This window comes from Photobacterium obscurum (assembly GCF_026191635.1).
Lineage (GTDB): Bacteria > Pseudomonadota > Gammaproteobacteria > Enterobacterales > Vibrionaceae > Photobacterium > Photobacterium obscurum.
Genome location: NZ_JAKRRW010000001.1, coordinates 40531 through 56969, shown reverse-complemented (window position 1 = coordinate 56969; position 16439 = coordinate 40531). Strand labels below are relative to the sequence as shown.

The window sequence follows — 16439 nt, the reverse complement described above, 5'->3', positions numbered from 1 at the left end:
ATTTACACCTTTATCCCTGATTACGTTTTTTGAACCAGCTACGGAAAGACTCGCCATCTGGATCGGGTAGGTCACGTGTTTCGGTCCATGCACTGACACCGACATTGACCGGTAGCTTGCCGTTTCGGATCAGACCGCTAGCCATCGTCGCACCAACCTTCACGGTATTGCCCCATAGGATTGGACGGGCATTAACAAAGTTGAAGGCTCCAACGGAGGCGCGCTCAAGCAGTGGGGTCTGTTTGCTCTCTGCCATTTTTTGACGATGTTTCAATAAAAGATCTGAAAGCGGGATTTTTACCGGGCATACATCATGACAAGAGCGGCAAAGACTACAAGCGTACGGCAGATCTTTGAAATCATCGTAACCACCAAGAAGTGGCGATAGTACGGCACCAATAGGCCCCGAGTAGATAGAACCGTAAGATTGGCCTCCGATATGACGGTATGCCGGACACGTATTCACACAGGCTGCACAGCGGACACAACGCAGAATATCTTTAAATTCAGAGCCCAGGATATCTGAACGGCCATTGTCGATAATTACCAGGTGGAACTCTTCCGGACCATCACAGTGCTCGTCTTCACGTGGGCCTGTCAGCGCAGTGACATAACCTGTCAGTGGCAGGCCAACGGCACTTCGGCATAGCAGGCTGACAACAATATCCAGCTCTTCAAATGTTGGAACAATCCGCTCCATGCCCATTACGGCAATGTGGGTTTTTGGCAGGCTGGTGGCCAGACGCGCGTTACCTTCGTTGGTGACCAAGGTAACGGTGCCTGATTCTGCTACCGCGAAGTTACAACCGGTGATACCGATATCGGCTTCCAGAAAGTCATGTCGGATGTAGTTTCGGACATAACGGGTCATCTCTTCCGGATCGTCAGAGCCCTGGTAGTCAATTTTGTCTTTGAAGACATCACGGATCTGGGTACGGTTTTTATGCAGCGCAGGAACCACAATGTGCGATGGTGGATCACAGTCATCAACTTGCAGGATATATTCGCCAAGGTCCGTCTCGACAACTTCGCAATCATTGCGCTCGATGATTTTGTTCAGGCCAATTTCTTCCGTCACCATCGATTTGGATTTGACGACCTTCTTGGCATTTTTCTCTTGAATAATATTTTCGACATAGGCCGTTGCTTCTTCTGCTGTTCGGGCAAAGAAAACATGACCGCCATTGTTTTGGACATTGTCACTGAGTTGCTGAAGGTAGTAGTCCAAGTTTTCTAGAACGTGGTTACGGATATCCATGCCCATTTCTCGCCACTCTTCCCAGTTCCCCAGTTTTTCGGCGGCAATAGCACGGTTGGTGAACATGCGCTCCTGAGCGTTGGCAACAGATTTGCGCATGAAGTCGTCTTTCATCTGAACGTCTAGACGATCTTTAAATTTGATATTACTGGTTTTCATCGACATAACAGCGTCCCCTTAACGACTCATCAAGACATCAACAATGTGCATGACCTTGACCGGGCGACCTTCGCGGGTCATACGGCCACCGATATTCATCAGGCAGCTGATGTCGGCACCAATCAGGTACTCTGGCTCAACTTCGCAGATGTGGTGGACTTTTTCTTTCACCATTTCACCGGAAATTTCAGACATCTTGACCGAGAAGGTACCGCCGAAACCACAGCAGGTTTCCTGGTTTTTGATGGGTAACATTTCTAGGCCTTCAACATTGGCCAGCAGGCGTAATGGCTCTTCGCGTACGCCAAGTTTACGGATCAGGCTGCATGACGGGTGGTAAACAGCGCGTCCTTTCAGGCGGGCACCGACGTTTTCAACACCAAGTTTGTTGACGATAAACTGAGTCAGCTCAAGTAGGCGATCTGCAACTTTCTGGGCGCGGGCTGCCCATTCAGGTTCATCGGCCAGATACTCCGGATAACGTTTGATTGAAGCGGCGCAAGAGCCGGCCGGGGTAACGATAAGGTGATCATTTTCCTCGAACGCGACGATAAGGTTTTTCATTGCAGGCTTGCTGCCTTCAATATAGCCACTATTTAATGAAGGCTGGCCGCAGCATCCTTGCTTCTCAGGAAAGATGATTTCGCAGCCAAGCTGTTCCAATAACTCGACGCTCTTCTTGGCAACCTCGGCTTTGACCGTGTCGCACAGACAGGTGGCAAAAAAGTTTACCTTCATGATATTGCTCCAGTGACGGTTAATCCGCTGTTTTGTAATAATTTTGTTGATGCAGAGTGCCGTTAGGGCACTCTGTACCGAGTAGATATTGTTTTAATTGTTGCGTTTATTAGATAAAGGCACTGACAACAGCGACTATTACGCCATACAGCACCATAGGGATGACTGTAAGTTTGATGATGTAGCCCTCTTTGTTGGCTATGCCTAAAATTGTCGATACGGCAATGATGTTGTTGATACACACCATGTTGCCCATCGAAGCCCCTACCGATTGCAGCGCCAGAACCGTGGTTTCCGGCAGGGCGACACTTTGTGCAATGGTCTGCTGAATACCGCCGAACGTTAGGTTGGAAACGGTAGCGGAACCAGAGAAGAATGCACCCAACGCACCAAGGTAGGATGCGACCCATTGCCAGTTGGTACCCATAAGATCGGAGAAGGCCTGTCCGGTTGTCATGATCGGAGAGTTATCCCCGCCAATCATCATGAACTTCACCATGATAAGTGCGCCGACAAGGGCTACAAATGGCATCTTGATCCGGCTTGCGGTTTCGGTAAATGCCTGTTTGACAGCTCTTCGCTGCATGCTCAGTACTGGAATAGAAATGAGAACAACGAGCAAAAATGGGATTAATGCCGGTACGTACAAGGTCTTGTATGCCCAGCTGGTATCTGTCCCCAGAATTTGGCTTAACTTGATGATCAGAGCCTGGCTAACTGTAAGCTCGGCAAACCCCAGGTTCAGGTGAAATAGCGGCGTGCTGTCAGTCAGCATTCCTTTGATACCGAGTTGCTGAATACGGGTAACAATCAGAATGCCGATTAGCATGAGTGTCGGGCTCATGGCTCTCAAGGTGGTCTTGAAAGGAATATGCACGGCTTTTTCTTGTGATGTTGGCTCCTGGCTTTCCAGACCAATGTTATAGCGTGCAAGCAGGATCGACAGGGTCAAACCAATGGCACCGCCAATCAATGACGGAAACTCGTAGTTCCACTGGGCAAACAGTAAGTACGGTACCGTACAGGAGAGGACACTAAGCTGGATGAACAGCATGTTACGGCGGATTTCCTGCCAGCTGACAACAAACTTTAGGGCGATGACCGGGATGATGAAGGCTGCAATTGAATGTAGCAGGGCTGATAGGCGACCAGTTTCTAACAGGCTTGCCTCATCTAGGCCTAAGCTGCTGAAGCCAAACCAGGTGGGAGTACCCACAGCACCAAACGATACCGGTACCGAGTTCATTACTAATGCCAGCATCGCAACCTTCAGCGGGTTGAAGCCCAGACCGACAAGGATTGGGGCGGCGATAGCAGCTGGGGTACCAAAGCCTGAAGCACCTTCAATCATAAAGGCAAACGCCCAGCCAATAATCATCAGCTGTGCTGTTTGGTTACGGCTGATCCCCTCTAACCACTGGCGAATAACCGCTTCGGCGCCTGACAGGGCGATGACGCGGTTGAGTAAGATTGCGCCGGCAATAATTGATATTGGGGTAATGGCTGACAACATACCGGCAATCACATTGGCAGAGAGAGTGGTGGTATCTGTCCCAAAATAAAAGAGTTGAAGTAAGCCAATAATTAGGGCTGTGACAGGCAGCGCAATATGTGACGGTAGGGCGTCTTTTTTGGTCATCATCCAGATGAGTAGCAAAATCGGTACGACGGATATTGCAAGGTTTAGCATTGTGTATCCCACTCTGTTGGTAGCTGTCGGGTCATGTTTTGGTGTTATTTTTTTAGTTACTAACGATTGACATAGACCTTGAGGTCCAGCGGCGTTGTGGGGGGAGTATTCTAGGTAGGAAAAGTTATCTGGCTATCTGTTTTTTGTTTTACATAAGTCGGACAAATGCATTAATTGTGACTAGTGACCAAATGCTAAAATTAGGCTGGTTGCAATTATCTTAATAATCAATTGCTTATTTATTTTTGCTGTTGGTCTTACCTAGTATTGGTCAAGTAATGGAAACAATCATTTTGCGATCGTCAATAAATGAAAGAGGCGAAAAAATAGCAAGTTCAGGGCAGTTATTTTATGAATGGTAATGTTTATTACTAGTATTCTCTTGTTTTGTTGTAAATTAACAACGAAATTGCCTATACAGGCTTCATCTTCATTATTGTTTTCTACACTTAAAGAGTCATTTTAGCGGAGCAACTTTTTTGTTCGGAGTAATAACGAATGACTGGAAAAGCGACCATAACGGTGTTCTATGATGGTTCATGTCCTAGCTGTGTGAGGGATCGTAAGCGATATGAACTATGGCTGGGCAAACACATTGATAAGGTTGAGTGGTTTGATATCACGGGTAAAGAGAGTTACTTGATCCAGTATGGAATTGATCCCGATTTGGCTCTTCGAGAGTTACATCTTCAGGATTGTGATGGGAGGGTATTTCGAGAACTTGACGCCTATATTCTGTTGCTGAAGCAAATCTGGTGGCTGAAACCGGTAGCGTGGGTCATTCAAGTTCCGTTCATTCGTCATCGATTGTCAAAGTGGTATCGGCGACAGGTTGACGAGCGTTTAGCTCGTGATGGTCGGGGGTAACGGCAATAAAACAATAAGTTATAGTTAGTATTAGGGTGTAAATAACCTCAACCATGTCGCTGTTAACTAACACATCCAAAGACATTGATTGAGTTGATGTAGCTAAAGGTTCTCCCCTTCTTGTTTATTACTCTTTAATTGCTCATCGATGACATTACGTAGAAATGACAAAGCAGCACGATGATCATTTCGACTCATAAACCACTGTTTCTGGTTTATTTCCAAAGGTAGAATTTCCAGCCAACGCTGGCACACCCAAGTCATGTCATTGTAATCTGGTATCGGATAATTGGCTGCATGCTCTGGATATTCATCAAACAGGGCACGTAAACTATTTGAAATATCACGATCTACAAACTTCATCTCTGTTGGAGACCAATTTTTCATCAGCGTGGTATCACCAAACCGTAATCCATCCTCCTCTTGCCAGTGATCGTTTATAACAAATTTTTCAATACCTTTGACTGTTATGCCTAACAGGCCATCGGGTAAACGTTCAAAGTCAGTGATTATGCTGCGAGTGCCGAAGTGACAGAGTGAGTCTTCATCTTTCATGCAAATACCGAAGCCATCACCTGAGGCCATCGCTATTTTCACTAAACGCGTATATCGTGGTTCAAAGATTTTGATTTTGCTGATACCACCCGGTAACAAATACAGCTGTAACGGAAAAAGAGGTAACTGCATAATAAATAGCCTTACTGACATTATTAATAGTTGTAACGCTCAGTGATTAGTATAAGCAGACAATTGTAGGAAATTGTCTGCTTTTCGATACTACTGAAGAGTTCGTAATATTGCTAAAGTCAGGCGGCTAAGTTCCTGTGGCTTAATGATAAATGGTGGCATTATGTAGACAAGCGTACCGAAAGGGCGAATCCAGACACCGTTGTCTACAAAAGCCTTCTGTATTTCGGCCATATTGACGGGCTCGTGGAGTTCGACGACTCCAATTGCTCCGAGCCAACGGACGTCTTTTACTTTCTCCAGTTTACCGATCTCGGGTAAGGATTCGGCCAGTTGTTTTTCAATATCAGCCACCTGCTGATGCCAGTGGCCTTTCTGCAGTAGCTCAAGGCTTGCATTTGCCACGGCACAGGCCAGCGGATTACCCATGAAGGTTGGGCCGTGCATAAAACAACCCGCCTCGCCACTGCATACTGTATCTGCGACATGCTTGGTGGCCAGAGTGGCAGACAGTGTCATATAGCCGCCGGTCAATGCTTTACCGATACACATAATATCCGGGCTGATCTCGGCATGTTCACAGGCAAATAATTTTCCGGTACGACCAAAACCGGTGGCGATTTCATCAGCGATGAGCAAAATACCGTATTGATCACACAGCTCGCGCACTCGCTTAAGGAATGTCGGGTGGTATATTCGCATCCCGCCGGCACCCTGCACGATGGGCTCAATGATGACAGCTGCAATCTCACTGTGATTGGCTTCCAGCTTGTGTTTGAAGTCTAGGACATCATCTTCGTTCCACTCACCATTAAAAGGACATTCTGGCGATTGGGCAAAAATGTGCTCGGGCAGGAATCCCTTATACAGGCTGTGCATTGAGTTGTTAGGATCGGTCACAGACATGGCAGCAAAAGTGTCGCCATGGTAGCCATGCTTGACGGTAAGAAATTTAGGTCGTCGTTCTCCCTTGGCGTGCCAGTATTGCAAAGCCATTTTCAGCGAAACTTCCACGGCTACCGAGCCTGAGTCGGCAAGGAAAACATGCTGCAGTGGTTCAGGGGTCATATCAACCAGTTTGCGACATAATTCTACGGCCGGTTGGTGAGTAATGCCCCCGAACATGACATGAGACATTTTATCAAGCTGGTTCTTTGCGGCCTGGTTCAGTTCAGGGTGGTTATAGCCATGAATGGTGGACCACCAGGATGACATGCCGTCAATAATTTCGCGTCCATCCTCCAACTTTAGATAGACTCCTTCAGCGCTCTCAACCGGATAACAGGGCAACGGATTGAGCGTCGACGTATATGGATGCCAGACGTGCTGCTGGTCAAATTCCAGATCAATATTGTTGATTATTTTTTGCACAGATGTAAACCTTGCTCCTTGTTGATAGTTGACAGTCTACTAAGTCAAAGTAGACTAGCCAAGTATTGATAGCCGTTTGAGTCGAGATTTAATGCTCTGATTCAAATGAAAACAGAATAATAAAGTCATTGCTCAGCCTATGGCCCTAATGATCTCCAGAAGCTGAGCCGTCACTGATGAAAGAGGTTACTACACGTGGAAGTACGTCACGACTGGACAGTCGAGGAAGTTCAAGCCTTATTTGAAAAGCCGTTTATGGATTTGGTGTTTGAAGCGCAGCAAGTCCATCGTCAGTATCACGAGCCCAATAAAGTGCAGGTGAGTACCTTACTTTCAATTAAAACAGGCGCCTGCCCGGAAGATTGTAAGTACTGTCCGCAAAGTGCCCATTACCGTACCGATGTTGAGCGTGAACGCTTGCTGGAAGTTGAGCGAGTATTGGACGCAGCGAATAAAGCCAAGGTGTCGGGGGCGACTCGATTCTGTATGGGCGCAGCCTGGAAGAATCCCAAAGAGCGCGATATGCCGTACCTACTTGATATGGTGCGTGGCGTGAAAGAGATGGGGCTGGAGACCTGTATGACGCTTGGCATGATCACCGGTGATCAGGCGAATGAGCTTGCGGAGGCTGGGCTTGATTACTATAACCACAACCTGGATACCTCGCCAGAGTATTACGGCAATATCATTACCACCCGTACCTATCAGGATCGCCTTGATACTCTGAGTCATGTCCGTGATGCAGGGATGAAGATCTGCTCTGGCGGTATTATTGGTATGGGGGAAAGTTCACGCGACCGTGCCGGTTTGCTGGTTGAACTTGCCAACCTGCCGACTCACCCTGAAAGCGTGCCGATCAACATGCTGGTTAAAGTGAAAGGGACACCGCTGGAAACCGTTGATGATGTCGACCCGTTTGATTTTGTCCGTATTATTGCCGTCGCGCGTATTATTATGCCGAAGTCAGCCGTTCGTTTGTCTGCCGGCCGTGAAGACATGAACGAGCAAATGCAAACCTTATGTTTCATGGCAGGGGCTAATTCGGTCTTTTATGGCTGTAAGCTACTGACAACGCCAAACCCGGGTGAAGACAAAGATATGCAGCTATTTGAAAAGCTGGGTATCAACCGTCAGCAGCAAGCGGCAAAACCTGATGAAGTGCAGGAGCAGGAGTTGCTGGGGAAAGTAGCCGAGCGTGTCGCGGCGCGTCCGACGAAAGACGATCTGTTCTACGATGCCTCACTTTAAGCAGCGCATACAGCAAGCCCTAAGCGAGCGAAAAGCTCAGGGCTTGTATCGCCAGTGCACCAGCCTAAGCCGTAGCCAGCAGGTGGTGGACTGCCAGGGAAGCTCGTTTGTTAATTTCTCCAGCAATGATTACCTCGGGCTGGCGCAGGACCCAGAATTGGTTGCGGCCTGGCAGCAGGGTTTGAGCCTGTATGGAGCCGGAAGTGGCGCTTCACCGTTAGTAACCGGGTTTCACACTGCTCACCATGAACTGGAAGCGCAATTAACTGACTGGCTTGGCTATGAGCGTGCATTGCTATTCAGTAGTGGGTTCAGTGCCAACCAGGCGGTGTTGTTTACGCTGCTCGAAAAAGACGATGTCCTGATCCAGGATAAGTTGAATCATGCATCTTTAATGGAAGCGGGGATGTTATCACCAGCCACAATGCGCCGCTTCGCCCATAACGATACCGCTGCTTTGCATCGTACTTTTCAACGCTCTGAAGCTAGCTCTTTGGTGGTGACGGAAGGCGTCTTCAGTATGGACGGTGATTTGTCACCATTGGCTGAGATAAAGTCGTTGTGTACTCGATATGGCAGTTGGCTGGTGGTTGATGATGCCCATGGGTGCGGGGTACTTGGCGAACAAGGGAAAGGCAGCTGCGAACATGCCGGAGTGAAGGCTGATATTCTGATCGTAACCTTCGGTAAAGCATTCGGACTTCAGGGCGCGGCGGTATTGTGCAGTGAAGATACGGCTGATTATTTGGTGCAGTTTGCCCGTCATTTCATTTATTCGACAGCAATGCCACCGGCTCAGGCCTATACGCTGAGTAAAGCCTGCTCGATGATTCAGCAAGGCGGATGGCGACGTGAAAAGTTGCTTGAACTGAGTGAGTTACTGAGTGAGAGAGTTGAGTCGGGTATTGATTTAAGAGCCACCTCGACACCGATTAAGCCACTGATTATTGGTGGCAGTGAGAAAGCTGTGGCAGTTTCCCTTGCCTTGAAAGAGCGTGGTCTCTGGGTGAGTGCAATCCGTCCGCCTACAGTGCCTGTTAACAGCGCCCGCCTTCGTATCACACTAACGGCAGCCCATAGCCGAGCAGATGTAGAGAAGTTAGCTACCGGTATAAATGAGGTGATTCATGACTAACGTAATGAATGCAGCCACTCATGGTCAGCATGAGCCCCAGAGACAAGACAAACAGGCGATTGCCGAGGCTTTCGGCCGTGCCGCCAGACATTATGACAAAGCAGCAGCATTTCAACGGCAGGTTGGTCATTTATTGCTCGACAAGTTACCTGTTGTCACTCCTGCCGGTACTCGCGCATTGGATCTTGGTTGCGGGACGGGCTATTTCAGTGAACAGTTATTGCACCGGGGGTATCAGGTCTGTGCTGCTGATTTGTCTTTACAGATGTTGCAGCAGGCCGAAATGCGTTGCGGGCAAGCAGCTAGCTATCTAGAAGCAGATGCCGAGAACTTGCCAATTGATGATAATCAGTTCGATATAGCCTTTACGAGCTTGGCCTTGCAGTGGTGTGATGATCTGTCTGTTCCTCTCAAAGAGCTCAAGCGCGTGGTGAAACCAGGGGGGCTAATGCTGTTTAGCACCCTCGCCGATGGCTCGTTATTTGAGCTTTCAAGGGCCTGGCAGCAGGTTGATCAATATCAACATGTGAACGAGTTTCTTTCGCAAAAAGCCATAAAACTTGCGCTGGCGCAAGCAGGGTGCCCGAATGTTGGCCTAGAATTTACGCCGATCACAATGCATTACACAACGGCAGTTGAACTCATGAAAGACCTGAAAGGGATAGGGGCGACACATCTGCAGCAAGAGCGCAAAGCAGGCTTGGCCGGTCGTAAAACGATACAGGCATTAGAGAGCGCTTATGATGAGTTTCGAGATGAGAATGGCCAACTGCCGGCAACATATCAAGTCTGTTTTGGAGTAATAATTAATGACTAACGCTTTCTTTGTAGCAGGAACAGATACCGAAGTTGGTAAAACTGTTGCCTCTCGCGCAATTTTACACGCAGCTGGCAGCGCGAACATTAAGATGGCGGGTTATAAGCCTGTTGCGTCTGGCAGTGCGCCGACCGACGAGGGGATGCGTAATTCAGATGCACTGTATATTCAGGATGCCTCTGTCGTGGAGCTAGCTTACGATGAAGTTAACCCTTACGCGTTTGAAGCTGCAGTATCGCCGCATTTGGCCGCAGAACAAGAAAACCGTGTGATTGACTTTGATGTTTTGACGCAAGGTCTGGATCACCTAAAAGATAAATCTGACGTTGTCCTGGTAGAAGGTGCGGGAGGTTGGCGTGTGCCGGTCTCACGTATTGATTTTTTGTCTAGCTGGGTTAAGCGCGAGAAGCTCCCGGTGATCTTGGTTGTTGGGGTTAAGCTTGGCTGCTTGAGCCATGCCATCCTGACTGCAGAGGCCATTAAAAACGACGGCTTGGAAATGGTCGGTTGGGTAGCTAACCGAATTAATCCGGCTACAGAAAACTACGCTGAAATCATCCGAATGCTGGAAGAAAATCTACCGGGTCAAAAACTGGGCGAGATCCCGTATATGCCAGGTATTAAGAAGCGTGATTTGTCGAAGTATATTGACCTTTCTCCTTTGGGATTATAAAGCGCCAATATTACTGGCTGATAAACGAAAACCCTGCTTAGGCAGGGTTTTTTTGTTTGTTATGATGTTTCGGCTATTGCTTCTTTTTGAACAGTTCTGGTAAACAGTACCAGGCAGCTGAAAACAAAATCAGACTATATGCAAGCAACTCCGTCCCTTCCTCTGCTAAGTTTTTAACAGAGCGCATATAGTTCTCTTGCATTGCTCCTTGCCATAAAACTCCCATACCGTAGATGCGAGCAAAGACGAGAAGTGTTGCAACACCGGCAAGCATCAGTCCAAAGCTTCTGTGTTGAGTGTATTTTACCAGCTGATTAACTGTCTGTTTTTTATTGCTCCAGGCAAAACCAATCGCCATGGTAGCTAACAGCCAAGCAGGGTACTTCCAAAAACCATGGCTAATTTGATCGAACAGGCCATCTAGTTCTCGGATCAGCATGATGTAAAAAAAGGCACTGGCTAAGATGGCGAAATTTCGCTGTGCCTTATGCTTGATAGCAACGGCGGCAAAAAGAGTCCCCACGATCAGTAGATAGAATTCCTGAAGTTGCTCAACAAGGGAGTCTTCACCAACATTGCCACTGATATGGATGACTTCAAGGTGAATACTAAATGCTGATATAGCAAGCAGTATGGCGATCCCAAAGAAATATGCGCTAGATTTTAATAAGGGATGAAATGGCTGCGCTTTAGCCTGGGCATGATCATTTTTGATTAGAGTAGATTGCATAATTTAGAACCATAATTCTGCTCGCTTAGTTTATAGATCAATAAGCTAAGCGAGCAGGATAATTTGTCATCGTTTGTTATGGGGTCTAAGTATAGTATGGGCATACTGAATGCAGGCTGTCTTTAGTGACGGAAGTCACATTTATTCTCTTTCTAGGTAATCTAAATTATGGTGGTGGTTGCATTTAGTGCAAAGAGGAAGGGCTGCAAAGTGGGATCTGAAAGTGCAGCTGCTCTAGTTAAGAGTATAGAAACAAAAACCTCCTCAAAAGAGGAGGTATTTAAGCATTAGGTTGATACATATTAGCTGTCGCTGGTAAGGCCGATAAGCGCTTCCTGTGTGTCATTTAGCTTCTTGTTGCCAGCAGGCTCAATACCAAGTTCTTTATGAGCTTCGTCTGCTGACATACCAAGATGACAGCGTAGGATATCAATTGCAACCTGGTAATTTTCGTGGTCAGCCATCATTCCTCCTTGATAATTCGACAACGGTATACTGAATCTTTGTTGCTATGCCTTCGACAATAAATCAACGCTCTCGTACTTTCAATAAGACTAAAGTCTAAAGCTGCCATTTATGATCTAAATCACCGACTGTTCAGCATGGTGTCAGTGATGCATCTCCACACTGATGTGGAGTGTAGTTATGAAGCCGTGGCTGATAAAGGGTAACCACGGCTAGCATTTTTGGCTTGCTAGCTGCCTGCCAATAGACGGCTTGGATACCAAGTGATATGTTGAACATTATGATCAATAAAAATAACGAAACGTAACAATTTAACTCTTTTACTTGTAATTACTTTGATCGACCATACTATACCCAAGAGACTTCAAAATGCAGGATTCAGAGTGAGCCTAGCGTGTTCAATTCAAGGAAAATGAGTGTAGGAATGGTAACCCCTTTCAAACTTATTTGACACAGAAGTGAATACGCTAACTCACTCCCGAAGGGCGAGTTTCATTTGCTTCTATGCGGTGTTGCTGATTTTTAACGTAGAGTAACTATGTTTTCAAATCAGCGTCTTGCCTAGAAGCAAATTAATTCTCGCTGAACAAGCATCTTGAAGTCACTTGGGTATATACATAGCAAACGGGGTGGACACTTTGGTATCGCCTTGAATGTAAGGTTTTACATCCCTTTTGTACCAAGCTGAAAGCTTTTTGTTATTGGAGAAAATTAAAAATATGAAGCGAATTGCATTGTTCCTGGCAACTAACCTTGCCGTAATGCTGGTCTTCAGTGTTGTCTTGAACGTTATCTATGCCTTTACCGGTATGCAGCCTGGCAGCTTGTCAGGTTTGTTGGTAATGGCAGCACTGTTTGGTTTTGGCGGCTCGCTGTTCTCACTGTTTATGTCAAAATCAATGGCATTGCGCTCAGTGGGTGGCATGGTGATCGAGCATCCTCGCAATGAGACAGAACATTGGTTAATGGAAACCGTCTCTCGTCAGGCCCAGCAAGCTGGCATCGGGATGCCAACGGTTGCTGTTTATGACTCGGCAGATATCAATGCTTTTGCGACAGGAGCAAAGCGTGATGATTCTCTGGTTGCGGTATCAACAGGCTTGCTTCATAGCATGACGCGAGATGAGGCTGAAGCGGTACTGGCACACGAAGTCAGCCACATTTCCAATGGCGATATGGTAACCATGACCCTTATGCAGGGGGTGGTGAATACCTTCGTTATTTTTGTATCCCGCCTAGTTGCCGGGATCATTAGTGGTGTGAACAACAATGACGAAGAAGGGGAAGGCGGCAGCTATATGACTTACTTCATTGTTTCTTCGATCATGGAAGTTCTGTTTGGCTTCCTGGCGAGTATTTTGACGATGTGGTACAGCCGCCATCGTGAATTTAAAGCCGATGCGGGCTCTGCGCATCTTGTCGGAAGAGAGAAGATGATTGCAGCGCTTGAGCGCTTAAAAGTTAGCCATGAATCTCAGCTTGAGGGCTCAATGATGGCCTTTGGTATTAATGGCAAGAAGTCGTTGTCTGAGTTGTTCATGACGCATCCACCATTGGACAAGCGCATCGATGCACTTCGTCGTGGTGAGCATCTGTAAACCTTGATTTAATTCGCAGTAAAAGCCCTTTTGCTCCAAGCCTTGTTGAGGTGGGCGGCAAAAGGGCTTTTTTATGCCCGGAATTAAGGCTTAAGTCAAAGCATGCCTATGTGGTGGGATAGGCTCGTTGTATCAGGAAGCTGTAGCGAGGCGCGAAACCGGACGATCATCAACCGGCAAATGGATAAGCGCGGCGAGGAAAGCCATTGCAACCGTTGTCCACCAGATAGGTTCGTAGCTACCATAATAGTCGTAGATACGGCCACCAAACCAGGCACCCAAGAAGCTGCCAACCTGGTGAGTAAAGAAAACCAGCCCGTATAATGTAGACAGGTATCGAGCCCCAAAGATTTGTCTGACCAGCCCAGAGGTCAGAGGAACGGTTCCAAGCCAGCAAAAACCAATTGCCCCGCCGAAAAAAGCCGCGGTTTCGACCGTGACCGGAAATATAACAAATGCGGCGATTACGACAGTACGGATTAAGTAGAGGGAGGACATGACATAGCGCTTGTTGTACTTGTCTCCAACAAGCCCCCAAAAGTAGGTGCCGAAGATGTTAAAAATTCCGACATTTGCTAATGCCATGGCAGCGGTCGTACCGGGAAGTCCCTTGTCAGCTAAGTAGCTTGGCAGGTGGGTAGCAATGAACATGACATGGAAGCCGCAGACGAAGAACCCCATGTGAATTAACCAATAACTACGGTTAGTGAAGGCTTCCTTAAGTGCCTCTCGCAGTGTTTGACTATCTTCACTGGTTGCCCCTTGCGCACCTGATTTGCTCGGTTTGCTTCGGATGAAACAGGAAAAAGCCAGCATCAGGCAGCAAAGCATAGCAAAGATTTGTAGCGTGGATTGCCAATTAAACGTGCTAAGCAGTGTTTGCGCTCCTGGGATCACTGCGAACATACCGAAAGAGCCCGCCGCAGTTGTTAGGCCGAATGCTTTCGCTGTGTGTTTAGCGGGTACAACCCGTGCTACAGCCCCCAAAATGATAACGTAGCTGGTGGCACTTAACCCCAAGCCAACCAAGGCTCCTAGAGAGAGGTAGAGCCAGCTTGGTTCAATGGCAATAGAGGTTAGATAGAGCCCCAGGCTGTATGCAACTGCACCGGCCCAAATGATACGTTGTGCTCCCCAGCGGTCAGCTGCCATGCCGACAAATGGCTGGAAAACACCAAAAAGTAAGTTCTGAAGAGCAATAGCCAGGCTAAAAAATTCTCGGCCGGTATCAAAATGGTTTGAGATTGGCATCATGAAAATACCAAAAGATTGCCTGATCCCTAGGCTGATAATTAATGTTCCAATCCCCATCCACACAAGTAGTGGAAAGCGAAATATGCTCATGGTTTAAAGCCCTGAATAGTTTGGTTCGATAGTGTTTTGCTGATGGCAGCCGCCATTCATGGCTTGCTGTGCCAGTGAATCCAGCAAAGGCTGGCAATGATGAACCCCAAAAAGAGTTATGATCAGCAATAGGCCCATACGAGCCAGTTGTGCAAAAAGTGATTGAGAAAACATCAGTGTCTCAAGGTGTTGAAAAAGAGGGCGGGATAGTAGAGGAATAAAAGTTATGAGACAAATGAATAAAACTCAAATGGGTGATGCATATTATGCATTGTCTCCAAATGCGTGATGTGGGGGTAGTCGTTACTGCTCGTCAAGTGGAGAAAGGCGATAAAGATTTCCATCGTCAGTTGAGAAGTAAATCCAGCCTTCAGGGCTTTGAATCAGTGCCCGAATGCGCTGATTAAGCTCAGAAACGAGTCGCTCTTCGGCGATGATATTCCCCTTAGAATCTGGAGTGGTGCGATTTATATGCTGCAGTTTCAGTGCACCTGCAAAGAGATCACCTTGCCAGTTAGGGAAAGCGTTTCCGGTATAGAGTATTAGGCTGCCTGGCGCAATTGATGGGATATAGACTTTTTTCGGCGATTCAATCCCTTCTTTTTCTGTTGACTCTCCGACTGAAATTGGCCCCCAGTATTCTTTACCATGCGAAGTAATTGGCCAGCCGTAGTTTTTGCCTTTTTCGATGAGATTGATTTCATCGCCACCGCGTGGACCATGCTCTATTGTCCAGAGCTGCTGGGTTGTGGTGTCATACGCAAGCCCTTGGGGGTTGCGGTGACCATAGCTCCATATTTCAGGCAAAGCCGTCGGGTGGCCGACAAACGGGTTATCTGGCGGAACGGCTCCATCCAGATTCAGGCGCAGAATGCTGCCGGCATGGGTGGTGAGATCCTGCCCATTAGGCCGCTCCCCGCGATCACCAATGGAGAAAAACAGGTGGCCTTGTAAGTCGAAAGCGATACGGCTGCCGAAATGGCGGTAGGTTGAAGAGGCAGAATCGGAGACGAGTAGTTCTTGCCAATGAGTAAGCGTATTTTCCGTTAGTCGGCTCCGGGCTAAGACGGTGACAGCACGATCATTAACGGCTTTGCTGTAGGTAAAATAGAGCCAGCCATCAGGTGCTTTATAAGCCGGTTCGACTGCGACATCAAGTAGCCCCCCTTGCCCTTTGGCATCGACTTCGGGAAGCCCGTTAACTTGAGTGATGGAACTGTCAGTCGTATCCACGATAACTGCTTTACCATGACGCTGGGTAATGAGTAATTTTTGGGGGCTGATAAATGTCATTCCCCATGGGATCTGCAAGTTGCTGGCGATGAGATCAACCTGAAATGACATATTACTGCTTGTGCCGGTAAGAGCTGGAGCGGCTAATCCATTAAACGAGAAAAGCATTATGACGAAAAGCATGGCTAAATTGCGGGTGAATAGATCATAGAAAGTGATTTTCATCATGGCGCAACCTTTGGGTGGCATACTTATTTAGTAATTAAAGGCTAAGAATACTTCAATTTCCCTGTCGGTCGATATTTAAGCATAAAGGTGTTTTCTCCACAAAACTGTCGGCCATTATGGGGAGCAACTACGCAGAGTTGTGCGGTTTATAGCATTGCCTTGTTCATACTGACACTGATGAAGTGACTGTGGAGAGCT

General features: G+C 47.4%; 16 protein-coding genes. 6 read left to right on the top strand and 10 right to left on the bottom strand.

What is annotated here, in order from left to right:
- Positions 1-10 precede the first annotated feature (10 nt).
- The 3 genes from MD588_RS00260 to MD588_RS00250 form a co-directional block, all read right to left on the bottom strand.
- Entirely contained in the window at positions 11-1423 is a 1413-nt protein-coding gene (locus MD588_RS00260; RefSeq protein WP_265694753.1) for a LutB/LldF family L-lactate oxidation iron-sulfur protein, read from the bottom strand.
- A 12-nt stretch (positions 1424-1435) separates the two neighbouring features.
- Entirely contained in the window at positions 1436-2155 is a 720-nt protein-coding gene (locus MD588_RS00255; RefSeq protein WP_265694752.1) for a (Fe-S)-binding protein, read from the bottom strand.
- Between the two features lie 109 nt (positions 2156-2264).
- Positions 2265-3845, bottom strand: a complete 1581-nt coding sequence (locus MD588_RS00250; protein ID WP_265694751.1) for an L-lactate permease — start codon at positions 3843-3845, stop codon at positions 2265-2267.
- A 498-nt stretch (positions 3846-4343) separates the two neighbouring features.
- On the opposite strand from MD588_RS00250, the gene MD588_RS00245 reads away from it, so the two are divergent.
- On the top strand, positions 4344-4712 hold the full coding sequence (locus tag MD588_RS00245; protein WP_265694750.1) for a thiol-disulfide oxidoreductase DCC family protein: 369 nt from the start codon (positions 4344-4346) through the stop codon (positions 4710-4712).
- 102 nt (positions 4713-4814) lie between these two features.
- Here MD588_RS00245 and MD588_RS00240 read toward each other — a convergent pair whose 3' ends face one another.
- Positions 4815-5399 (bottom strand): LON peptidase substrate-binding domain-containing protein, encoded by a 585-nt coding sequence (locus MD588_RS00240; RefSeq protein ID WP_265694749.1) that lies wholly within the window; start codon positions 5397-5399, stop codon positions 4815-4817.
- 90 nt (positions 5400-5489) lie between these two features.
- The gene (gene bioA, locus MD588_RS00235) at positions 5490-6749 is read right to left on the bottom strand and encodes an adenosylmethionine--8-amino-7-oxononanoate transaminase (protein WP_265695170.1); all 1260 of its coding nucleotides are present in this window, start codon (positions 6747-6749) and stop codon (positions 5490-5492) included.
- 216 nt (positions 6750-6965) lie between these two features.
- On the opposite strand from bioA, the gene bioB reads away from it, so the two are divergent.
- The 4 genes from bioB to bioD are packed head-to-tail and all read left to right on the top strand — an operon-like array spanning position 6966 to position 10643.
- Complete coding sequence (gene bioB, locus MD588_RS00230) at positions 6966-8018, top strand: biotin synthase BioB (RefSeq protein WP_265694748.1); 1053 nt, start codon at positions 6966-6968, stop codon at positions 8016-8018.
- A complete protein-coding gene (gene bioF / locus MD588_RS00225; RefSeq protein ID WP_265695168.1) occupies positions 8005-9153 on the top strand; it encodes an 8-amino-7-oxononanoate synthase in 1149 nt (382 codons plus the stop codon). The genes bioB and bioF overlap by 14 nt, the downstream gene beginning before the upstream one ends.
- A complete protein-coding gene (bioC, locus tag MD588_RS00220; RefSeq protein WP_265694747.1) occupies positions 9146-9970 on the top strand; it encodes a malonyl-ACP O-methyltransferase BioC in 825 nt (274 codons plus the stop codon). The genes bioF and bioC overlap by 8 nt, the downstream gene beginning before the upstream one ends.
- Positions 9963-10643, top strand: coding sequence for a dethiobiotin synthase (gene bioD / locus MD588_RS00215; RefSeq protein ID WP_265694746.1), 681 nt, complete (start codon positions 9963-9965; stop codon positions 10641-10643). Before bioC ends, bioD begins: the two co-directional genes overlap by 8 nt.
- A 73-nt stretch (positions 10644-10716) precedes the next feature.
- Here the strand turns inward: bioD and MD588_RS00210 are convergent, their stop codons facing one another.
- Complete coding sequence (locus tag MD588_RS00210; protein WP_265694745.1) at positions 10717-11373, bottom strand: hypothetical protein; 657 nt, start codon at positions 11371-11373, stop codon at positions 10717-10719.
- 302 nt (positions 11374-11675) lie between these two features.
- Positions 11676-11837 (bottom strand): hypothetical protein, encoded by a 162-nt coding sequence (locus tag MD588_RS00205; protein ID WP_265694744.1) that lies wholly within the window; start codon positions 11835-11837, stop codon positions 11676-11678.
- A 720-nt stretch (positions 11838-12557) separates the two neighbouring features.
- Between MD588_RS00205 and htpX the strand changes: the two genes are divergently transcribed.
- Positions 12558-13436, top strand: a complete 879-nt coding sequence (gene htpX / locus MD588_RS00200; protein ID WP_265694743.1) for a protease HtpX — start codon at positions 12558-12560, stop codon at positions 13434-13436.
- Between the two features lie 132 nt (positions 13437-13568).
- Here htpX and MD588_RS00195 read toward each other — a convergent pair whose 3' ends face one another.
- The 3 genes from MD588_RS00195 to MD588_RS00185 all read right to left on the bottom strand — a co-directional run bounded on the left by MD588_RS00195 (position 13569) and on the right by MD588_RS00185 (position 16181).
- Positions 13569-14780 carry an MFS transporter gene (locus MD588_RS00195; protein ID WP_265694742.1) on the bottom strand — a complete coding sequence of 404 codons (1212 nt, stop codon included), beginning with the start codon at positions 14778-14780 and terminating at the stop codon, positions 13569-13571.
- Positions 14781-14783: 3 nt separating this feature from the next.
- Complete coding sequence (locus MD588_RS00190; RefSeq protein ID WP_265694741.1) at positions 14784-14954, bottom strand: hypothetical protein; 171 nt, start codon at positions 14952-14954, stop codon at positions 14784-14786.
- Positions 14955-15083: 129 nt separating this feature from the next.
- On the bottom strand, positions 15084-16181 hold the full coding sequence (locus MD588_RS00185; protein WP_265695167.1) for a PQQ-dependent sugar dehydrogenase: 1098 nt from the start codon (positions 16179-16181) through the stop codon (positions 15084-15086).
- Between the last annotated feature and the right edge of the window lie 258 nt (positions 16182-16439).